Origin of the sequence: Antarcticibacterium flavum, assembly GCF_006159205.1 — a bacterium.
GTDB lineage: Bacteria > Bacteroidota > Bacteroidia > Flavobacteriales > Flavobacteriaceae > Gillisia > Gillisia flava.
Window position 1 is genome coordinate 2,949,924 of sequence record NZ_CP040812.1, and the last position, 17,507, is coordinate 2,967,430.

Consider the following 17,507-nt stretch of genomic DNA (forward strand, 5'->3'; position numbering starts at 1 on the left):
TTCTAGTTAGGATTATTGACAAATTTATGCGGTACTTTTAATCTCACATTTCTCCCGCCGTTTCTTTCATTCACTTCCAGGATTACCCGGTGGTCATCTCCCAAAGAAAACTTAGGGAATACATAAACCAGTTTTTCTGTTCCATTTTCTTTTATCCTAGTGGGTAAATTGTATTTGAAAACAGGTTCCTGATAAATAGTTTGGGAAGATTTCTTCTTTCCTTTTGGCCTGGTCTCAATTCCAAACTTCAGGAAATTCAGATCGTAATCCAAAGAACTTTTGTTTTCTATCTGGATTACGAAGTAGAGTTCTTCTTTATCAAAAACTATATTTTCAACACTTAAGATAATATCCTGCTTTCGCTTTTTTAAACCTCCTATATGCTGTTTGCTTTCAGCTAAGTAGGAGCAAAACTTGTTGTAATAAAAGATCTTATCATTCTTTTCAATCTTTTCTTCTCGAATCTCTAACCCGCTGTTACTATCCGGCTTTTCAATACCTATTTTGGTCGTGGCTGATATGAAATAATTCAGCTGATTAAGCTGTTCTTTATACTTCACAATATACGAAAAAACGGAACCGTTAGTGCTGACTACCAGTAAATTACTTTCTTTTCCGGGCTTAGCCTGTAAGAGCCCAAAATGCTGCTGTGATTCCCTGTTGTAGGTAAAAACAAAGTTATCAGAGCCGGTAATTCCCTGCCTTATAGGATCGGGAAAGAACAAGGCTACGTTCTTTTGGTCATTAGCAAAAATTGTATCGAGGGTTTTACTCTCCTGTGCCAGGCAAGGAGGAACTGCAGCAAAGATGGAAAGGGCGAGAAATTGCATAAGAGTTTTCATGGTTTTTCTTTTAGTATGAGTTTGTAATCATTGAGTATGGTAACCTTTACGTTTCGGTTATTACGCCGGAGTACTTTAGTTATTCCGCTTATTTGTGGCACGCTGGGAATGTTTATATCCTGAATGATGTCATCCAAAACTTCGCTGGTTGCCTCAGCCCGAAAACTGTTTTCCACATAAATACCTTCGCTTCCGTCCTGAAGGTCATATGCTTTTAAGTTGACAGGATGATGATTAATGTTTTCAACTTCCACCAGAGCCCTGTTGGGCTTAAAACTAATAAAGCCATAAACAAGGGTGTTTTTTTTGATTACTTGGCCGTTAATCTTCGCCGTTTCTGCCACGCGCATCCGGAGACGGGAATTAGCCATTACAACCTGATTCCCATCAATTAAAACAGATATAACTGAATCAGTTTCTGCTTTAGAAGAAGTTGGATTTTGTGAGCTATAAGAGGCAAAAAAAAGTTGGTGCTCAAGACCCATCTCTTTAGTCTGTATTTTCTGTTCCTCCTCTATCTCGTCCACATCCCTTTTTAGAGTAGGGGAAATCAATTCTTCTTCCAATTCCGGTTCCTCATTAAATTCTTTTGAATATGTTATTCCTCCGGATTCATAGATGCTGTCAACTATTCTTTCCTTTTCCTTTTCAGTTAATTCCGGGTCAAAGAATCCTAAAGAATCAATTAGCTTCTCATCGTAAATACTGGGAGCGTTGGTTTCCCGTACGACCTTCAGGTCATTAATAGCATCGAGTTTAGAATCATATTGCTTATTTTCCTGCTCCAGTTCAGGTACCAGAGTATTTTTCAAAGGAAAGTTTTCAGTTTCTTCCTCATCCATAATTAATAGCGAATAAGAAATCAAGAATAGGACTATAACAGCTATTACAGATCCAAATACTATTTTGTTCTTTTCAATTTTCATTATTTAATTTTTTTAGAGTGTTTTCAAAATAATCCGTGATAAGTAAGCCGTGGGGGTTGTTAGGAAAATGGCGGTCCACCGTAATTAGATTACCTGTAGAAACCAACTCGTAAGTATCTATAATAGATCCGCGGTTGATTTCAAAAATTGTAGTGGTTTTAAAGCTAAACTTCTGGTCTTGTTCCTCTATTTCAGAATTAATGCTCAATACCTTCTGTACAAGGGAATATTGAATTAACCTGTTATAGACACCATCAGCCTTCTTTTGTCGATAGAGGTTGTCCACGGAACTGTTTCCCAGCCAAAGCGCTTTATCAAGATTTTTTATATAATTGCTGGCATCAATATTATAGAAGTAGTTGTGAAAAAGCTCCAGGTGAGCTAAAGCTTCTACTTGAAAATTTTCCTTTTGGGAAACCAGTTTTAAGGGAATTACTTCCCCGTTAGTATTAACAGCAAAGGCGCTGTTTAAAGCCCTCTTATGAATTGAAAATGCCATCCAGCCGGAAATTAAACTTGAAGAAAATGCGCAAAGAACTACAGCAATAACTATAAAGCGGTTTAGTTTTAATACGGAATATATATTTTGGTAAGGGGTTTTCATGATGTAAAAAGTCTAAGAGTGAAAGAAGTGGCCCGCCTGTAAAGTTTGAATTTTAGGAAAACAATAAAACCAACGGATCCTAATTGAACTACCGGAGAAAAAAAGTCACTGCCCACATCGGTGCCGAACAGGTTTGTCCAGAAGTTGGTATTAATTTCTGTGTAAATGGCATTAATAAAAACGTTCACTAAGAAAAACGCTGGAACAAGCATATAAACTGCAGCATATAACTTGAAGAAATTATATGCCAGAGACCGAAACTTTTCAAACACAGCCAGACTAATGACTAGGGGGAAAAATGCCTGCATCAATCCTAACAGGAAATAACGTTCAGCCAGGAATAGGGGATAGATAAAAAGATCCAATATCCATAAAAACAAACCAATTAGAAAAGCGAAAAACTTAAAGCCGTAAAGGGGTGTTACCAGTACTTCATAAAGTAATGCCATAGCTTTCCTTGCGGCTTCAAGTGCGGTGACGTCTTCTTCAATGGGTATATCCTGCATCTGCAGGGGAAGCAAAGCAGGAGCCGTATCCCGGTAACGGTTTTCTATGGCTACTAATACTTCATCGAAAAAACCTAATATTTGTGTTGAGAAAATTACAAGGAGTACTACGGCAAAATTTTTCGCAAGTTCTCCTGGACTTAATCCCCAGGTATATCCATCTTTATCGGCAATGCCTTCATTGTACTTTTTAAGGATATTCACAAGAAAAAAAAGCACAGCAAGTGTCTTCATACCCACAATTGTATACTGGGAAAATTCGCTGTTCTTTATGGTCTGGAAGACCGTATCGATATATTCCAGTCCAATTCCTAAAGGTATGATAGCGGCCATCCCTAAAAGTTTGCTTCACGATTATTGATCTTATCCTGCATTTTCCTAAAGGAAATTATATCCCTGTAACGTTTGGTCTTCATACTTATCTCCACAACCATCTCCCGTGATTGCATCTCCTTTTGCTGAAGAATTTCTGAACGCTCCGCGTCGCTCATTTTGAGGTAATCACTGGACAAAATTTGATCTATAAAATCCATTGTTTCTAAAGAATTTTGTACAATGGAATTAAAGGATTCCGATACCCTCGTAACTTCTTCGGGTTTGATATAAGGCGAGTTCAATATTTCCCTTAAATCATTTTGCATAATTCCAATGAGCCGTTGATTGTTTTGGCTTATTTCCCGCACTGCATTGAGTTGTTTCACAACAGAATTTACCTTTTCAAGATTTTCTTTTTGTTGTTTTAGAAATTCAACAGTCTTTAAAAGTTGAGAGGTTTGTTTTGCAGATTCTACAAGAGATTTTACAAGACTTACAAAATTTGTATTATCATAAACCGGCATTCCCTGAGCCTGAATATTCAGGCTGAAAAGCACTGCCACTCCAAGGATTAAAATTTTTGTTTTCATATTTTTATTTTTTTGATGAATACTCTTTTATTGCCTTCTCCATATCCTGATACTTCTCATAAAGCTCCAGGATTTCTTCATTTTGGAATCCATCGGTTAGGTAAGCAGCATATACTTCCTTGGGCACTTCCAGACGAAAGACATTGCTCTGCTTCCCGATTTTAATAAATATTTCAGTGTACTTACGCTCTCCGGAAAGATTGTTCCTGATGGATTTTAACTGGTTAAGATCGTGACTGGAGAGGTTTAAGCGTTTTACCAGTTCGTTATATCCTTTTTCATTATGAAGGCTGTAAATAACCTGTGTATTGTCCAGGATACTCGCCGAAACGGAATTATTAGGTAACTGGTTAATGGATTGTAAAATGATACCGATTGCCCCGTTCTGTTTCCTGATGGCCTGATAGTAAAATTCCACGCTTTCCAGTACATTTTCGAATTTTAGCTGCTTGGCAAATTCATCAAACAGGATAATTCCTTTCTCCGCACGGTTTTTCCAGATAGTTCGTTGTATTGCAGACTTGATCAACTTGAGCATTACTGAAAGAACTTCCTTATTGTCCTTCACTTCATCAAGCTCAAATACAATTAATCGTTTGTCCTCGATTTTATAGGTTTGATCTTCATCAATTTCAAAGAGGAAACTATAAAGGCCGTCACCCACATATTCCGACATTACGTGTAGAAAGTTCACTATATTAAAATAGTCCGGATGAATCTTTAATTTCTGAAGCAGATCCTTCTGATTAGCTTCAATAAACTGGTAAAAGCTATTTAGAGAATGTTTGTCTGAGACATTGGAATAGTAGTGAAGTAAAATTTTCTTAATTGAAACAGACTGAGCTTTGGTCACTTTCAAATCTGAACCGAATAGTTCAAACAGGAACATTGACAAATCCTCCAGGCGTTCAGGATTGATATCTTCTGAATTAGTGATGTAGAAAGGATTTATCCCCAGGTTTTTTCCGCTTTCATATCTAAGGATCGTATACTTTCCCGGATATAACTTTGCGAACTTTGTATAAGATCCACCAAGATCAATGATCACCAGGCGCACTCCACTCTCAAAATATTGCCGAAGAATATTGTTGGCCAGGAAAGATTTTCCTTCACCGGTAGGGGCAAATATGGCAAAGTTGCGTGCCTTAATTCGTTTTTTTTGTTCGTCCCATACATCCTTTAGAACCGGTATATTATGCTGACGATCATTGAAGATAATTCCTGTAGAATCTGATTTATAATTTGTGTTATTAATTAGCAGGCACAGAGCGTGCTTCAAATCTGTCACATATAGATCTGAATTAGAAAAGTTGGAAGAAAAACAACAATAGCTGTTTAGCACGTAGTTTTTACGCTCTTCTCCCCTGGGGTAGTAGGGCGTAATATCCAGTTCCTTCAGTTCTGTTTTTACCTTTGAAGCTATCTTGGTTAACTCCCTGGCGTCTTTAGACCAGTAAATGACATTTAAATGCCCACGGATGATTCGGGATGTATCATCTGCGTTTATCTGGTTAAGAATATGCTGAATTTTTTCCAGCACAACTTTATTCTGAGATCCAAAATTCGAACTTTTATGGAGCTCTTCAATTTTCTTATCAAGGAGCTTCCGCCATTTTTGCTTATCATCAAGGTAAAGAACTTGGTTTACCATATGATTTTCGTTAAGAGTTAATCCAAGGCCGTCAATAAAACCCTGGTGGAATATAAAGTCATCGGAAGTAAACCGCTCATCGACTTTACTGCTCTGCACACTCTCCCCAAAACAGAGTTCGCTGTTGATGGCCAAGGCATCAACAAAATTTTCGCCTATCTGAATGTTGGATCTTTCCAACAACATATCCGTATCAAAACCTTCCTGAAAGCCATTGAAATAATTATTAGTCAAACCTTGGATCTCCTTAACATCCAGAGGATGAAAAGACATTTTCCGGCTGTTGTTGATAAAAGAAATTGAATCGCTGACGGAGCTGATAAAGCTTTTAAGAATATCATCAAGTTCCTGCCACGTACCTTTGGAAACTTTTTTAAAAGGATTCATATACTTTGGATTATTTAAAGCTTTGTTTTTGGTGAGAATGAAAAATAAATAGGAGTAATGATCCATATATTTTCTGCCTTTGAAATGATCGTATGTTGCCTTTTCTAAAAAGGTGGTATTCGGTAATAATTCAGCAGAATAGTCCTTCTTCAAATAGATATCCTGTTTATGAACCACAGTTCCTGTGGGCAAGGATTTTAGAGCCTGGAACCAAACTCCATGAATATCTTCAAAATCTTTTTCAGATAAAGAGTAGATTTCAGGCAGCAGCCCTTTATAACAAAGAATTGCATTTCCATTATTTGCAAAAACAACGTTATCCTGTATTTCAATTATTGGGCTGTTTGCCGAAAGATTAATTTTTATCATAATCAAAACCTGAATTTCTTTTGTTACTGATGATATCCGGAAACATTGCCCTGAGCTGGAAGAGCTGGAGCATATTATTGATTCTGATTAGCACTAAATAGAGCGCACAATTAAAGATCAAAACACCAATGATGATCCAGAAGTTAAAGGAGAAAATGACGACCAGTAATGAAGCTATTATGCATATCATCATTATGGCAAAGGAGGAGACGGGCAGTCCAAAAATGACGGCTCCCTTCCTTATGTTCCTGTAAATTTCAAATTGTTTCACTAGACCACAATTGAAATTAAATAGGTGAAGATGCCTACCACCGCGCCTGCAATAAGAACAAAAACTAGAACGCGGGTAATTCCTTTTTTAAGATCTGCATTTTCTCCAAAGAAGTGACCTGCGTTAAATAGAAAGCCCACCAGGAAAATTACTCCCAGGAGAATGGGGAAAATAGTTCTAATGGTATCGGCAACATCATTAACTGAATTTTCAATCCCGCCAATCTGGGCGAAAAGCGGGAAAGAAATCAGAGACAAAAAGAGCATGGGATAGATTGATTTTTTCATAACGAACGGGTTAAATTTTAGTGTTGTTCTCGTTATGGAAAAAGTACAATTATTTAAATATAACTAACTGAAAATCAAACAAATAAACAAAAAATATTATGTGGTTATCAATGGATTAATTTGATGGAAATTGATATTAAACTTTATTAAAAGGAGAGGAAGGAAAAGGAGTAGTCTAAAAAAATTAAAGGGGAAGGAGACTGAAAGACGTCAGATTTATACTTTGCGGCCTGAAAAAATAGTTTGCTTTTGGAAAGGAAGAAGAACGTCAAAAAATACCACTATTGATAATGATCAAAGAGAAAAAGATCCTGATGCAGTGATTGAAAAGGGGATTCGGGAAGTGGTGATTGCCTACTTAGTTTATTACCAAGTGTATAACAGTAAAATTCAAAATACTGCGAAAAAAATTACTGTAGCTGTATTAGCAGAATAAAAGACTAAAAATCCTCAATTTTAAATTTTAATTTTTTCGCAAAATACAATTTATCAAAATAATTTTGAAAGGTTGGGTCAGGAATAACATATTCCTTGCCTTCACATATTTTTTTAAACTTAAATGGATTTTCTAAATACATTGCACAGACATCTAATTCATCCCTGGCAATTAATCTTTCATTCAATAATTCGCGATATTCCAAAAATTCAGTGAAACTTCTGTAAGGATTATTACATACCAAACTTATTGTTTTTAGAAATACTTCAAGATCGTCATGGTTTATTGACCATGGGTAAAGATCAGAGTCATTCGTTCTTTTTAATAGTAGACCCAAATCAGTTTGAATAGATGCAAATCGTTCAGAAGTAACTACAATATTGAATACATCCTTTATGGTGGAAGTTTCAATTTCTTGCCAGGAGTTTTTGCACTTTATAGAAACCCTTTGACCTTTAAGAATTAATTGCTCTACCTGATAACACTGTTCGTAACCTTTCTGAATACAATCATTAAAATCGGATTTTATCCTTTTGAAAGCCTGATTTCTATCTCTTCGCGGCTCTCTATTTCGAGAGGATTTACATTCAATAACAAAAGCATACTTTTCGTTAATTATAAGAAGATCTTTTTCTTCAGGATTGTTATCAATATAATAGTTACTAAACACTTGTAAAGTTTTCGAATTTTTGAAAAACTTTTCAAAAATTTCTCTAGTTTCATTTTCTAATATTACTTTGCCTTTTCTGAGATTAAGCTGTTCCTTTTCTTTTTGGGTTGTTGTTAGGGTGACATAAAGCAAATTAAGCAGGGCTGTGGGTAATTGTTTTTGATATACGTGGAGATATTCTGTGCTGTTAATCCTAATTATTGGTTTGGCTTCCAGCGGGTTTAATTGTGAATAATAAATAACATTATAATTTTCATTTATATCAAGAGAGAAGAGCTTGCAGAAAATATCAACATCTTTTTTCTCAAATCTCTCGTAATAATCTTCTTTTGTAAATAGAAGACAATTATGCGGTTGCTCATAAAAATTCACAAAATCATCCTGAATTTTTTCCGATAGGTTTGAAAATTCTTTGAAGAATTCAGTAGGTGGAATTGTTCCTTTTAAACCACTTCTAAATTTGAAAAATTCTTTTGTAAAAGCAAATGATTTAGACTTAATAGATTTCTTGATATAATCCTCTTCTGAATATTGACAGATCTCAATAAGGCTTTTCAAATCAATTCCTAATCTTTCGCGAATTTTATCTTGATATGGATGATATAATCGGATTACTTTATTCAACTCCTGTTCTCTATAATTGAGAATGCCATTTAAGAAATAATCCTTAAAAACCATTTCGTGTATGAGTTTTTTCTGTCTCTCATCTTTAATTTCCTGAAGATCCTCCGTAGAGTTATATTCATTGAGGTAAAAGTGATTTATCTGTAAAAGTATATCCATTACTCTGTTCAGCTTTTTATCAACCTCCTCTGAAAATCTTAAATATTCTTCTCCCTCGGCAGGAGAAGAAAGCCTTAGCATTATTAAATAAAGGGAATCCTTTAACTTTGATTTCATTTTATGTGAGAAATTAAAATGATCTCTCTCTGGATTATGGCGAATATAATCCGCAAAAAAACACACAAAGCTTCCTTTTGTATATCTGGAAATAATATTCTGAATTTCAAGGGAATTTTGGGTTATGTTAAATTTTTCCATTTTCCAATTTTCTTGATCCAAATATATTTGTTGCTAGTCTATTTAAGAAATTCTTAAATTCCTTTTTTTGCCTTCGCAGGGCAGAAAGATAAATAGTAATTATGACTATTGACCTAAATAAAAATCTGTTACAGATCTTAAATTTTTAATAAAAAGGTAATCATAAAAAGGTGGAGAAATACTATAATTTGAGTTATCTCCTTTTATCCCCAGACCCTTCATCAAAAGCAATTAAATTAAACAATTCCCGCATCCGGCTTCTAACCCGGTTTCCATAACGCTCTTCCAGTTCTTCCGCATTGAGGTTCGTAGTTGCATGGGTTTTGATTTTCTGTTTGCTTTGAAGAAAAAGATCGTGCCTGGAGAGAAGGACTTCACCCATGACATTACAATCTTTGCCATAGAACCTTCCCGGAGGTTCTACACCTAAATCATCAAAACAATAGAACCTGGAGTTTCCGTAATCTTCAATAGTTTTATATCCCAGATGGTTAAAACTAAAGGTCACGTTACGGCAGGGGATCATCTCGTATGGCCGTTGCAGGGGCACAAGGTGACGAAGGAGTTTCATTAATGTGGTTTTTCCACATCCCACAGGACCGGAGAGTAAAAGACCTTTTTCAACATCTATTCCGAATTTCTTGCAAATCGTTTTGTCTTTGATAAAATATGAACATAGCTTAAGTAAAATATTCCTGTCCTCTTTGTAGAGCTTAAATTTTTCGCCAAAAAGAAGTTTTCCCTTAGCATTGAGATATACCAGGATTTTTGGAAAATCATAGTTCATGGATTTGCCATCAAATTTTCCAATGGAAAACTCTACGCCACCTTCCATAATTTTAGAGGGGTTGTCCATAGTCTTTCATTTTGGTAGTTTTAAGGTTGTCCCGATTTTGGGATGTTCTCTTTTTTATTTGGCTGTTTTGTGAGCCAAATAATTCAACACGGTCCATCCAGGTTATTGCTACTGCCTGCCAATTTTTAATCTCTTGTTCATCGCTGGTTTTCCAGTTTTTTCTCTGGTAGTATTCGAAAAATTTATTCCCTTCTTCAGCAGAAAAACTTTTTTCTGTAAAAAATAATAAAACCGCCTGCAGGTCCTTTGGCTGTTTATTTTTGTTTATTTGTTTAGAATTGTTTATATAAGGTACCAATGCTTGTCCACCTATGGGACGGTGGCGGTCCATTACTTGTTCAGAAATGGGACTGCTCCGGCTCACTGCCGGGTCGCTGGTGGGACGGTGTTGATCGGCCAATTTTTCTAAGAGTAGATCACAATCTTCTTCAAACACTTCTTTTTTCACTCTAATAGTAGTCATCCTTATTTTGCTGCCTTTGTAGGGATTGTTGGAAGGTAAATAAGAGAGGTATCCCCATTGATGCATTTCAACAATACATCTATGATAGGTAGATTTCGAACCGATTTTGGCTACTTGCATAAGTTCTCTTCGGTTCACAAAAAATTCTGCTGCAAATCGGCTGCTGTTCCATTCCTGGAACAAAGCCATATAGAGGCTTATATGAGTAGGGTTGAGACGATCATCAAAGTAGAACTTTTCAAAAGCCGAGTTCAGTTGCTTTATGTAATTCATCTTAGTAATCGAATTTGTTTTGTACCCGGTTGGCAGTCATTACTTTCTGTATTTCCTCGGCATCATAGTAAATAATACCCCCAATTTTTGTGTAGGGCAGGGTGCCATTGATCCTTAAATTCTGAAGAGTCCCGGGGCTCACCTGGAGGAGATCCATGACATCAGAAGATTTGAGATATCGCTTTAAAGTTCCAGAAGTTTGTTTTGCTAGGATACTTTTAATTTCCTCAAGTAATTCCATTTTGAATTCCCGAAGATCGTCGGTGGTAATAATAGTTGTTGGCATATAAGTACAGTTTTTAAAGAAAGAGACTACCAAACGGTTAATACTTTTTAGTTGGTAGCCCCTTTCAGGATTTGACTTTCGTTCTACAAATTTGGAGAGGTTTAATGAGATTTATTCCCTAGTTCTACCGTAGTACGGTAAAAGTTTAACATCTTGAAATATGAGGTATTTTGGACGGATTTTATCTCGTGTTTTTGATTCTATATGCTCAAATAGTATCAAAATATATTGAAATCAGGAAAAAATATTTATTCGGTATTTCGACCTGACTACGTTTTTTGACTTGTGTGAAAGGCGGAAATTCTTTGCTCTAATTTATTTTAATAGGATGAATGTAGCTATTAGGTAAACAAATTGCGTCTTGCTTTTTATCCGAATCTTCAGATCTTGATGGGTTTTACCGAACTATCAGAACCTGCTTCTTCTTTGGTTCAGCTTATTTCAACCATAGTAAAATGGAAGTTGTTTTTAGAAATTGCGGCAGGTCTGAACCAGAAAAATATTCTGTACCTGTCTCTCTTCAGGAAAATTTCAATGTCGGAAATGAGGTAATAGGAAAAACCGTTGATGGAAACAGCAACTATAATGATAAGCTTTAGGTTTTGCTATGGTTGTCATTTTGGCAGGTAATTTTAGTAAAAACTCAGCTTTACCTTCAGGAACTCCAAACAAAGAATTAGAACAACATAACTCCAGGCACTTACGTTTACAGGTTAGGGTAAAATTTCAGGATTTGATCCGTTCTATAGATCCTTTTAACACGTAAATTAACATGTGGTTAACTTTTTTCTATAGATTAATGATTTAAATTCTAAGAGAACTGAATTAACTTCTAAAATATTTTAAATATGAAAAACAGACTATTCTTCTTCCTAATTAGTCTCGGGATTTTGCACCCTGGTTTCTCTCAGGAAAAGGTGGGGCTGGAACTGTTGGCTGACAATTTTGTTTCTCCGGTGGCATTGGTTGAATCTCCCGACGATTCTGGAAGATATTTTATTGTGGATCAGGTTGGGGTAATAAGAGTACACACCCCCCGGAAAGGTGTTTTACAGAAACCTTTTTTGGATCTTAAGGAAAAAATAGTTCCCCTTAAGGACGAACACGAGGAGAGAGGGCTGCTCGGGCTTGCTTTTCATCCCGAATATAGCAAGAACGGCAGATTTTTCGTGCACTACAGTGCGCCACTGAGTGAGGATGGTCCTGAAAATTGGGATCATACCAGCCACATTTCTGAATTCCGGGTTTCTCAGGACAATCCGGAAATGGCCGATAAGTCTTCAGAAAAGATTATTATGAAGGTTCATCAGCCACAGGATAATCATAATGCCGGAACCCTGGCCTTTGGCCCGGATAATTACCTTTACATTGCCCTTGGAGACGGTGGAGGGGCAAACGATATTGACAGGGGACATGTACCAGATTGGTATGACGAAAACGCAGGAGGAAACGGGCAAAATGTAGAGCAGACTTTACTTGGAAGTATTTTAAGAATAAATGTTGACGGTGATTCTCCCTACAGTATTCCGGATGATAATCCCTTTGTAGGAAAAGACGGAATGGATGAGATCTATGCCTATGGACTTAGGAATCCTTACCGGTTCTCATTTGATATGAAGGGGAACAATGATCTCATTGCCGGTGATGCGGGACAGGTACTTTGGGAAGAAGTAAGTTTGATTAAAAAGGGTGGCAATTACGGATGGAATGTAAAAGAAGGAACTCACTGCTTTAATGCCTATAACAATGACAAGGAGAAGGAGGAATGTCCTGAAGAAGATAAGATGGGCAATCCTTTAATAGATCCCGTCATCGAATTTAAACAAGGCGGTACGGATCATGGAGGTAAAGGCCTTGTGGTGATAGGTGGTTATGTCTATAGAGGTAAAGTAGTTGAAAACCTGCCGGGAAAATATATTTTCGGGACCTGGACACAACAACATGGTAAACCTGCAGGAGCTATGTTTGTGGCAACTCCAAAAGAGACCGGAATGTGGGATTTTAAAGAGCTGGAAATTGCTCAAACCAATTCTACCTCAATCGGGCATTATTTGCTTTCTTTTGGGCAAAATAAGGAGGGAGAGATGTTTGTTCTTACAACAGATGAAAATGGACCTGTAGGTAATACAGGTAAAGTTTTTAAAATTGTATCAGGAAATTAAAATTTTCAGCGGGTCCTCATGAAAAAAGAAAACCACCCTTCTTTGGAGTGGTTTTCTTATTATTTATAGATCATATTTTAAATGATAAAGTTGCTCCGTAGGTGGCGGGATTACCCAGGTGAACTGCACCAAAGTCGTACCCATAACTAACATACTTTTTGTCAAAAATATTACGGCCCCAAACCATGAGCTTCATATCCTGGTAGGAGACACCAATATTCCCATTGTACAGGTTGTAAGGCTCCTGCCTTAGATTATTTGCAAGATCAAAATACTGTTCTCCCAGGTACTTCCACTCTGCACGGGTTATAAAATTCCATTTATCCCCAGGTCCAAAATCTAAATTATATTGAAGGGCGAACATGGAAGTTACTTCCGGTGTATAGATCTGGTTATTTTCCTGCAGGTTTGCCTCATTACCATCTTGTGCTATAAGGAGCGATTTGTAACTCGCATCAGTAAAGCCAAGGTCATAACTCAATTCAAGGCCACGGGTGAGCAAGGCACGAACTTCTATTTCACAGCCTTTGCTCGTAAGGCTTCCGGTGTTTCGTGTTATGATTACACCATCGGGCAATACTAAAGTTGGCACCTGTACGTCTTTCACATCCGTAAAGAAAAGAGTAGCATTTACCAAAAGCCTATTTTCCCAAAATGAGTTTTTTGTACCTATTTCATAGTTGTTGCTGAATTCAGGTTGAAACACAAATAAAGGTGGCTGGGAAGGATCTGTGCTCAAAGGTGTAAGTCCGCCGGCTCTGAACCCACGGCTGTAGGTAAGGAAGATGAGATTTTCCTCTGAAAGATCATAAGTTAAACCTAATTTTGGTGAGAAAGCATTGAAACTTGCAGTAGCCGTTGAATCGCTTTGATATTCGAATTGTGGTTCGTTATCAGAATCCAGCTGGTATTCTCCCAGCACCGATTGCTTTCTGTATTCGTGATCGTATCTTAGCCCGGCTATAACTCCGATTTTATTTGTGACCTGATAATTTAGCTGCCCAAAAAAAGCAATTCCTTTACCTGTTGATTCTGTGGTATTAATAAGCGAGTAATTTGTTTGTTCAGACCCTATTGAGGCTGCATCTTCACCAAAGTGTGTCGCTTGTTTTACCGGGCTTTCCTGGTAGAACATATAAGTTCCTGCTGTCCAATCCAGGTCTCTCCAGGGACCTTTTGTGGAGGAGAATTTAAACTCCTGAGTAGCTACTTTCACGGTATTCCAGTCTTTTCCATAGTTATTAATGATCGACAAAGCATCCAGAGGGGAAAAGTCGGCATCAATTGGAGTTTCATAATACCTATAATTCTGTTGATAAGCAGTTTGCGAACTAAAATTGACATTTTTCCCTTTATGATCGATTACCAAAGAAGTATTGAACGTATTGTCCTTCATGGTGGAAATCTCGTTTTGATTTAAAATGTAGGGATCTTCAAAAGCAGCCTCAATCCCCATGTTTAAGGGGAAAGCTCCTTTATTTTCCGCGGTAAAATGTTTGAAATTAATAGTTGCATCCCAGGTGGAGCTGAAGAGGTACTTAAGGTAATAATTTCCTGAAAAATTAAATTGATCATCATAGCTTGAACCAGTGTAATCATTCGTATAAAATCCATTTCTCTCTTCATAAAGGCCAGCCGCTCCTAAAAAGAATTTCTTTCCCAAAGGAGTTCTAATTCCTGCCATGTGTCGCTGTTGTTTATAATTTCCAACTGAAGCCTCTCCAAAGACAGCTGTTTCATTTTCAGGTTTTTTGGTAATGATATTGATAACCCCGCCCATAGCATTTCTTCCGTAAAGAGTTCCTTGCGGCCCCCGTAAAACTTCAATCCTTTCAATGTCAAAAAGCTGGGTGATATATGTATCCAGGTTATACTGATTCACGCCGTCAATATAAGTGGCAATTGCAGGATCATAAGAAGTCGTGACAATTCCTCTTATTGAAGTCACTGTTCTGCGATCGCCAGGATCACTTGCGTAGAGGTTTGGGGAAATGGCTGTAAAATCATTTACATTCCGGATCTGGCTCTGCTCCACATTTCCAGCAGAAAGGCTTGTAATGCTAAGGGGGATGTCCTGAATATTTTCCTCTCTTTTTTGAGCAGTTACCACTACCGTCTCCAGTCGTTTCAAGTCTGATTCGATAACCAACCTTATTTCTTCTGTTTCAGAATTAAACTGAAAGCTTTTAAATGTGGTAGTGAAGCCCGACTTTTTAGCAGTTAGAACGTAGCGGCCATACGGAACTTCAAGAAAACGAAATTTTCCATCATAATCGGATCTTGTCGAAAAAGCAGTATTAAGTATTTCAACCTGTACATTGTTAACAGCAGCTCCATTTTTATCTACTACCGTGCCTTCGAGAACCAGACTTGTTTGGCCGTAGGTAGAAAAATTAAATAGCAACAAGAAGAGAGTAAGGGTGAAAAATTTCATCATTTGAAATTTATATTTTTAGTTTCAGAGCTACATTAAAAAGAAAGGGATTTCCCTTTCGAAAGATTAAAAGCAAACATAAAATTGCTTCGGAGGATAAATAGAATCCAGGGCAAGGGATTTTCGTTATTTAAATGTAGAAAAACTGAAGCATGAAAAAGAAGGATAAGAACCAGTTCATATCATTCACCTACGGTGAAATAGGGAGACGAATAATGAACAGGAGGTCATAAGTCCATCACTATTTTAACTGGGCTTTGTTTGAATTTGTATGAAAAGGAAATTATTTAATCTTCCCTGTTTTCAAGCCGGTAGATTATTTTTTTCATTTCCGCAATCTCTCTTAACTGGGCCTCAATGATTTCCTCTGCCAGTTTTTTTGCTTCCGGGTCGTTAATATCAGCTCTCTTACTGGTTAGAACAGCGATTGAGTGATGTGGTATCATTGCCTTCATCCACAGCACATCTCCAACTGGTTCCTGAGCCCTTACCAATCCTAAAGCACCAATAAAAATTATAAAACTCCCTGCGTATATAGCAATATTCTTTTTTCGGTTTTTATACATACCCAGCATCACGGTAAGCATAATTACAGCCATTGCGCAAATCCCGAGTAGTGCCATATAAAATCTTGTAATACTAAAATAGAGGTGATCCCATTCATAAGTGTTCATATACATAGTTATGTACATGGCAATAAATGAAAGAACCAACATAGTAATGAATTTGCTATACATCCCCTTTTTCATTCCTTCGTGTTTTTTATCTTTTTGATCCATTGTTTTTGAAATTATAGTTTGTTAATTAAAAGTTCTTTTATTTCGAAATGGTTTTTTCTACTGATCCACAATTAGGCATTTTTTCACCGAAATACGGATTGGAAATTTCTTTTACGGAGGAATACCAATATGCTCCTTTATTATCAAAAGCCATTGGACAAAACTGTTTGTAAATCGTACCTCCTGAAAGAGCTTCTTCAAACATCGGCCCGATTTCTTCAGTAAATTGGGCAAACAACTTCCTTTGAGCTTCAATATCATCTGTCTCTGAAATAGATTGAGCGATCCCTTTCATTTGAACTCTTTCTTCAGTTAAAATCTCTGCAATATCCCCAGCAGATTGTTGGACCTGATCTGCATCAGATGCAGTCAATGCCATTTTCATTGTAAGATAATGGTGCCATATTGCACCAGTCATTCCATCAATAAATTCCTGGTCAGCAATATCAGCAGTCTCTTTTGCTTCCTGCTCAACTTCTTCCGGAGTATTTACTTCCACCGATTGATTTTCTTTGCACCCCATAAAGGCTGTAAGGAGTAAAAATACTATTGTTGTTTTAAGTGTCTTCATTATAACAATTGTTTTTAGTTCATAAAATGGAAAAAGAATTAAAAAACGGGTATTGGTTACTTTTCCCCTCCTTTTCTTTTTAGAAAAGATCTCCTAAAAGAGCAACACTATGGCTCCGCATGAGCAAGTTAAAAACTGTCTAAGAAGCATTCCAAGAGCTTAACAGTTGTTTAACAAAAATGCTCCCCGGGATTACCCGTGTTTTTTTACAAAAGTTTATCAAATATGATTTTAATCATATTTAGCAAAGAATAGGTGGTCTATCTTTACAATATCACATATCAGCTCCCAAAAGGTATAGTTAAAGGTATACAGAACGGGCACAAGGATAAAAGATAGAACTAAGTAATGAAAACCAGATTCTATAAAATATCAACTTTTTTATTAGCTCTGCTGGTATTGTTCTCCACCACCTCTTTTACCGTACAAAAACATTTTTGTGGAACTTTTTTAGTGGATGCTTCTGTTTTTGGTAAAGCCGAATCCTGTAGTCTGCATGCTCAGAAACCGTTATCTCCCACAATTGAAAGTTTGGAAGAAGGATGCTGTAACGAAGAAAAATCAACAGTAGAAGGACAAGATGAACTACAGCTGCCTTTAAATATTTTGGACCTTGATGAGCAGGTTTTTCTCGTCTCGTATTTATTTTCTTTTGGCCAATTCTTTCAGGGGAAAAAGCGTCAGGTAGTTCCCTTTAAAAACTATTGTCCTCCATTGCTGGTTTATGACATTCAATTGCGTAACCAGATTTTTCTTATTTGATTAAGTTTTGATTTCCGGCACCCTGT

General features: G+C 36.8%; 19 protein-coding genes. 5 read left to right on the plus strand and 14 right to left on the minus strand.

Translation table 11 applies throughout. The features are described 5' to 3' along the window. Positions 1-2 precede the first annotated feature (2 nt). From FHG64_RS12750 to FHG64_RS12775, 6 genes are read right to left on the minus strand one after another with little or no spacing between them, the layout of a single operon-like run. Complete coding sequence (locus FHG64_RS12750) at positions 3-842, minus strand: DUF4138 domain-containing protein (RefSeq protein ID WP_139066765.1); 840 nt, start codon at positions 840-842, stop codon at positions 3-5. Beyond that, entirely contained in the window at positions 839-1,768 is a 930-nt protein-coding gene (gene traM, locus FHG64_RS12755) for a conjugative transposon protein TraM (RefSeq protein ID WP_139066766.1), read from the minus strand. The genes FHG64_RS12750 and traM overlap by 4 nt, the downstream gene beginning before the upstream one ends. Beyond that, entirely contained in the window at positions 1,758-2,372 is a 615-nt protein-coding gene (locus FHG64_RS12760; protein ID WP_139066767.1) for a conjugal transfer protein TraK, read from the minus strand. Before FHG64_RS12760 ends, traM begins: the two co-directional genes overlap by 11 nt. Then, entirely contained in the window at positions 2,369-3,211 is an 843-nt protein-coding gene (locus FHG64_RS12765) for a hypothetical protein (RefSeq protein ID WP_139066768.1), read from the minus strand. The genes FHG64_RS12760 and FHG64_RS12765 overlap by 4 nt, the downstream gene beginning before the upstream one ends. Before the next feature lie 2 nt (positions 3,212-3,213). After that, positions 3,214-3,783, minus strand: a complete 570-nt coding sequence (locus FHG64_RS12770) for a calponin homology domain-containing protein (protein ID WP_139066769.1) — start codon at positions 3,781-3,783, stop codon at positions 3,214-3,216. A gap of 4 nt (positions 3,784-3,787) precedes the next feature. After that, positions 3,788-6,190: a TraG family conjugative transposon ATPase gene (locus FHG64_RS12775; protein ID WP_139066770.1), complete on the minus strand. Its 2,403-nt coding sequence runs from the start codon at positions 6,188-6,190 to the stop codon at positions 3,788-3,790. A gap of 128 nt (positions 6,191-6,318) precedes the next feature. Here FHG64_RS12775 and FHG64_RS19830 point away from each other — a divergent pair, with 128 nt between their 5' ends. Next, positions 6,319-6,444, plus strand: coding sequence for a hypothetical protein (locus tag FHG64_RS19830; RefSeq protein WP_262710266.1), 126 nt, complete (start codon positions 6,319-6,321; stop codon positions 6,442-6,444). A gap of 16 nt (positions 6,445-6,460) precedes the next feature. On the opposite strand, the gene FHG64_RS12785 is transcribed toward FHG64_RS19830, so the two are convergent. Then, positions 6,461-6,748, minus strand: a complete 288-nt coding sequence (locus tag FHG64_RS12785) for a hypothetical protein (RefSeq protein WP_139066772.1) — start codon at positions 6,746-6,748, stop codon at positions 6,461-6,463. 130 nt (positions 6,749-6,878) lie between these two features. On the opposite strand from FHG64_RS12785, the gene FHG64_RS12790 reads away from it, so the two are divergent. Continuing rightward, complete coding sequence (locus tag FHG64_RS12790) at positions 6,879-7,184, plus strand: hypothetical protein (protein ID WP_139066773.1); 306 nt, start codon at positions 6,879-6,881, stop codon at positions 7,182-7,184. 4 nt (positions 7,185-7,188) lie between these two features. Here the strand turns inward: FHG64_RS12790 and FHG64_RS12795 are convergent, their stop codons facing one another. The 4 genes from FHG64_RS12795 to FHG64_RS12810 form a co-directional block, all read right to left on the minus strand. Continuing rightward, positions 7,189-8,895, minus strand: coding sequence for a nuclease-related domain-containing protein (locus FHG64_RS12795; protein WP_139066774.1), 1,707 nt, complete (start codon positions 8,893-8,895; stop codon positions 7,189-7,191). 193 nt (positions 8,896-9,088) lie between these two features. Continuing rightward, on the minus strand, positions 9,089-9,751 hold the full coding sequence (locus FHG64_RS12800; protein WP_139066775.1) for an AAA family ATPase: 663 nt from the start codon (positions 9,749-9,751) through the stop codon (positions 9,089-9,091). After that, positions 9,735-10,487, minus strand: a complete 753-nt coding sequence (locus FHG64_RS12805; RefSeq protein ID WP_139066776.1) for a hypothetical protein — start codon at positions 10,485-10,487, stop codon at positions 9,735-9,737. Before FHG64_RS12805 ends, FHG64_RS12800 begins: the two co-directional genes overlap by 17 nt. 1 nt (position 10,488) lies before the next feature. Further along, positions 10,489-10,773, minus strand: a complete 285-nt coding sequence (locus tag FHG64_RS12810) for a helix-turn-helix domain-containing protein (protein ID WP_139066777.1) — start codon at positions 10,771-10,773, stop codon at positions 10,489-10,491. A 455-nt stretch (positions 10,774-11,228) separates the two neighbouring features. Here FHG64_RS12810 and FHG64_RS19205 point away from each other — a divergent pair, with 455 nt between their 5' ends. Next, a complete protein-coding gene (locus FHG64_RS19205) occupies positions 11,229-11,372 on the plus strand; it encodes a hypothetical protein (RefSeq protein ID WP_168191356.1) in 144 nt (47 codons plus the stop codon). A 249-nt stretch (positions 11,373-11,621) separates the two neighbouring features. Continuing rightward, positions 11,622-12,935: a PQQ-dependent sugar dehydrogenase gene (locus FHG64_RS12815; RefSeq protein WP_139066778.1), complete on the plus strand. Its 1,314-nt coding sequence runs from the start codon at positions 11,622-11,624 to the stop codon at positions 12,933-12,935. Positions 12,936-13,005: 70 nt separating this feature from the next. Here FHG64_RS12815 and FHG64_RS12820 read toward each other — a convergent pair whose 3' ends face one another. The 3 genes from FHG64_RS12820 to FHG64_RS12830 form a co-directional block, all read right to left on the minus strand. Next, positions 13,006-15,372 carry a TonB-dependent receptor gene (locus tag FHG64_RS12820; protein WP_139066779.1) on the minus strand — a complete coding sequence of 789 codons (2,367 nt, stop codon included), beginning with the start codon at positions 15,370-15,372 and terminating at the stop codon, positions 13,006-13,008. 284 nt (positions 15,373-15,656) lie between these two features. Further along, positions 15,657-16,148 carry a DUF305 domain-containing protein gene (locus FHG64_RS12825; RefSeq protein ID WP_139066780.1) on the minus strand — a complete coding sequence of 164 codons (492 nt, stop codon included), beginning with the start codon at positions 16,146-16,148 and terminating at the stop codon, positions 15,657-15,659. Between the two features lie 37 nt (positions 16,149-16,185). Then, positions 16,186-16,719: a DUF3347 domain-containing protein gene (locus FHG64_RS12830; protein WP_139066781.1), complete on the minus strand. Its 534-nt coding sequence runs from the start codon at positions 16,717-16,719 to the stop codon at positions 16,186-16,188. 348 nt (positions 16,720-17,067) lie between these two features. Between FHG64_RS12830 and FHG64_RS12835 the strand changes: the two genes are divergently transcribed. Beyond that, positions 17,068-17,481, plus strand: a complete 414-nt coding sequence (locus tag FHG64_RS12835; protein WP_139066782.1) for an HYC_CC_PP family protein — start codon at positions 17,068-17,070, stop codon at positions 17,479-17,481. The last annotated feature ends 26 nt before the right edge of the window (positions 17,482-17,507 follow it).

Bases quoted from the DNA above. Each gene is read 5' to 3' on its own strand.
- FHG64_RS12750 (WP_139066765.1), bottom strand. From the start codon at position 842: ATGAAAACTCTTATGCAATTTCTCGCCCTTTCCATCTTTGCTGCAGTT.
- traM (WP_139066766.1), bottom strand. From the start codon at position 1,768: ATGAAAATTGAAAAGAACAAAATAGTATTTGGATCTGTAATAGCTGTT.
- FHG64_RS12760 (WP_139066767.1), bottom strand. From the start codon at position 2,372: ATGAAAACCCCTTACCAAAATATATATTCCGTATTAAAACTAAACCGC.
- FHG64_RS12765 (WP_139066768.1), bottom strand. From the start codon at position 3,211: ATGGCCGCTATCATACCTTTAGGAATTGGACTGGAATATATCGATACG.
- FHG64_RS12770 (WP_139066769.1), bottom strand. From the start codon at position 3,783: ATGAAAACAAAAATTTTAATCCTTGGAGTGGCAGTGCTTTTCAGCCTG.
- FHG64_RS12775 (WP_139066770.1), bottom strand. From the start codon at position 6,190: ATGATAAAAATTAATCTTTCGGCAAACAGCCCAATAATTGAAATACAG.
- FHG64_RS19830 (WP_262710266.1), top strand. From the start codon at position 6,319: ATGATGATCCAGAAGTTAAAGGAGAAAATGACGACCAGTAATGAAGCT.
- FHG64_RS12785 (WP_139066772.1), bottom strand. From the start codon at position 6,748: ATGAAAAAATCAATCTATCCCATGCTCTTTTTGTCTCTGATTTCTTTC.
- FHG64_RS12795 (WP_139066774.1), bottom strand. From the start codon at position 8,895: ATGGAAAAATTTAACATAACCCAAAATTCCCTTGAAATTCAGAATATT.
- FHG64_RS12800 (WP_139066775.1), bottom strand. From the start codon at position 9,751: ATGGACAACCCCTCTAAAATTATGGAAGGTGGCGTAGAGTTTTCCATT.
- FHG64_RS12805 (WP_139066776.1), bottom strand. From the start codon at position 10,487: ATGAATTACATAAAGCAACTGAACTCGGCTTTTGAAAAGTTCTACTTT.
- FHG64_RS12810 (WP_139066777.1), bottom strand. From the start codon at position 10,773: ATGCCAACAACTATTATTACCACCGACGATCTTCGGGAATTCAAAATG.
- FHG64_RS19205 (WP_168191356.1), top strand. From the start codon at position 11,229: ATGGAAGTTGTTTTTAGAAATTGCGGCAGGTCTGAACCAGAAAAATAT.
- FHG64_RS12815 (WP_139066778.1), top strand. From the start codon at position 11,622: ATGAAAAACAGACTATTCTTCTTCCTAATTAGTCTCGGGATTTTGCAC.
- FHG64_RS12820 (WP_139066779.1), bottom strand. From the start codon at position 15,372: ATGATGAAATTTTTCACCCTTACTCTCTTCTTGTTGCTATTTAATTTT.
- FHG64_RS12825 (WP_139066780.1), bottom strand. From the start codon at position 16,148: ATGGATCAAAAAGATAAAAAACACGAAGGAATGAAAAAGGGGATGTAT.
- FHG64_RS12830 (WP_139066781.1), bottom strand. From the start codon at position 16,719: ATGAAGACACTTAAAACAACAATAGTATTTTTACTCCTTACAGCCTTT.
- FHG64_RS12835 (WP_139066782.1), top strand. From the start codon at position 17,068: ATGAAAACCAGATTCTATAAAATATCAACTTTTTTATTAGCTCTGCTG.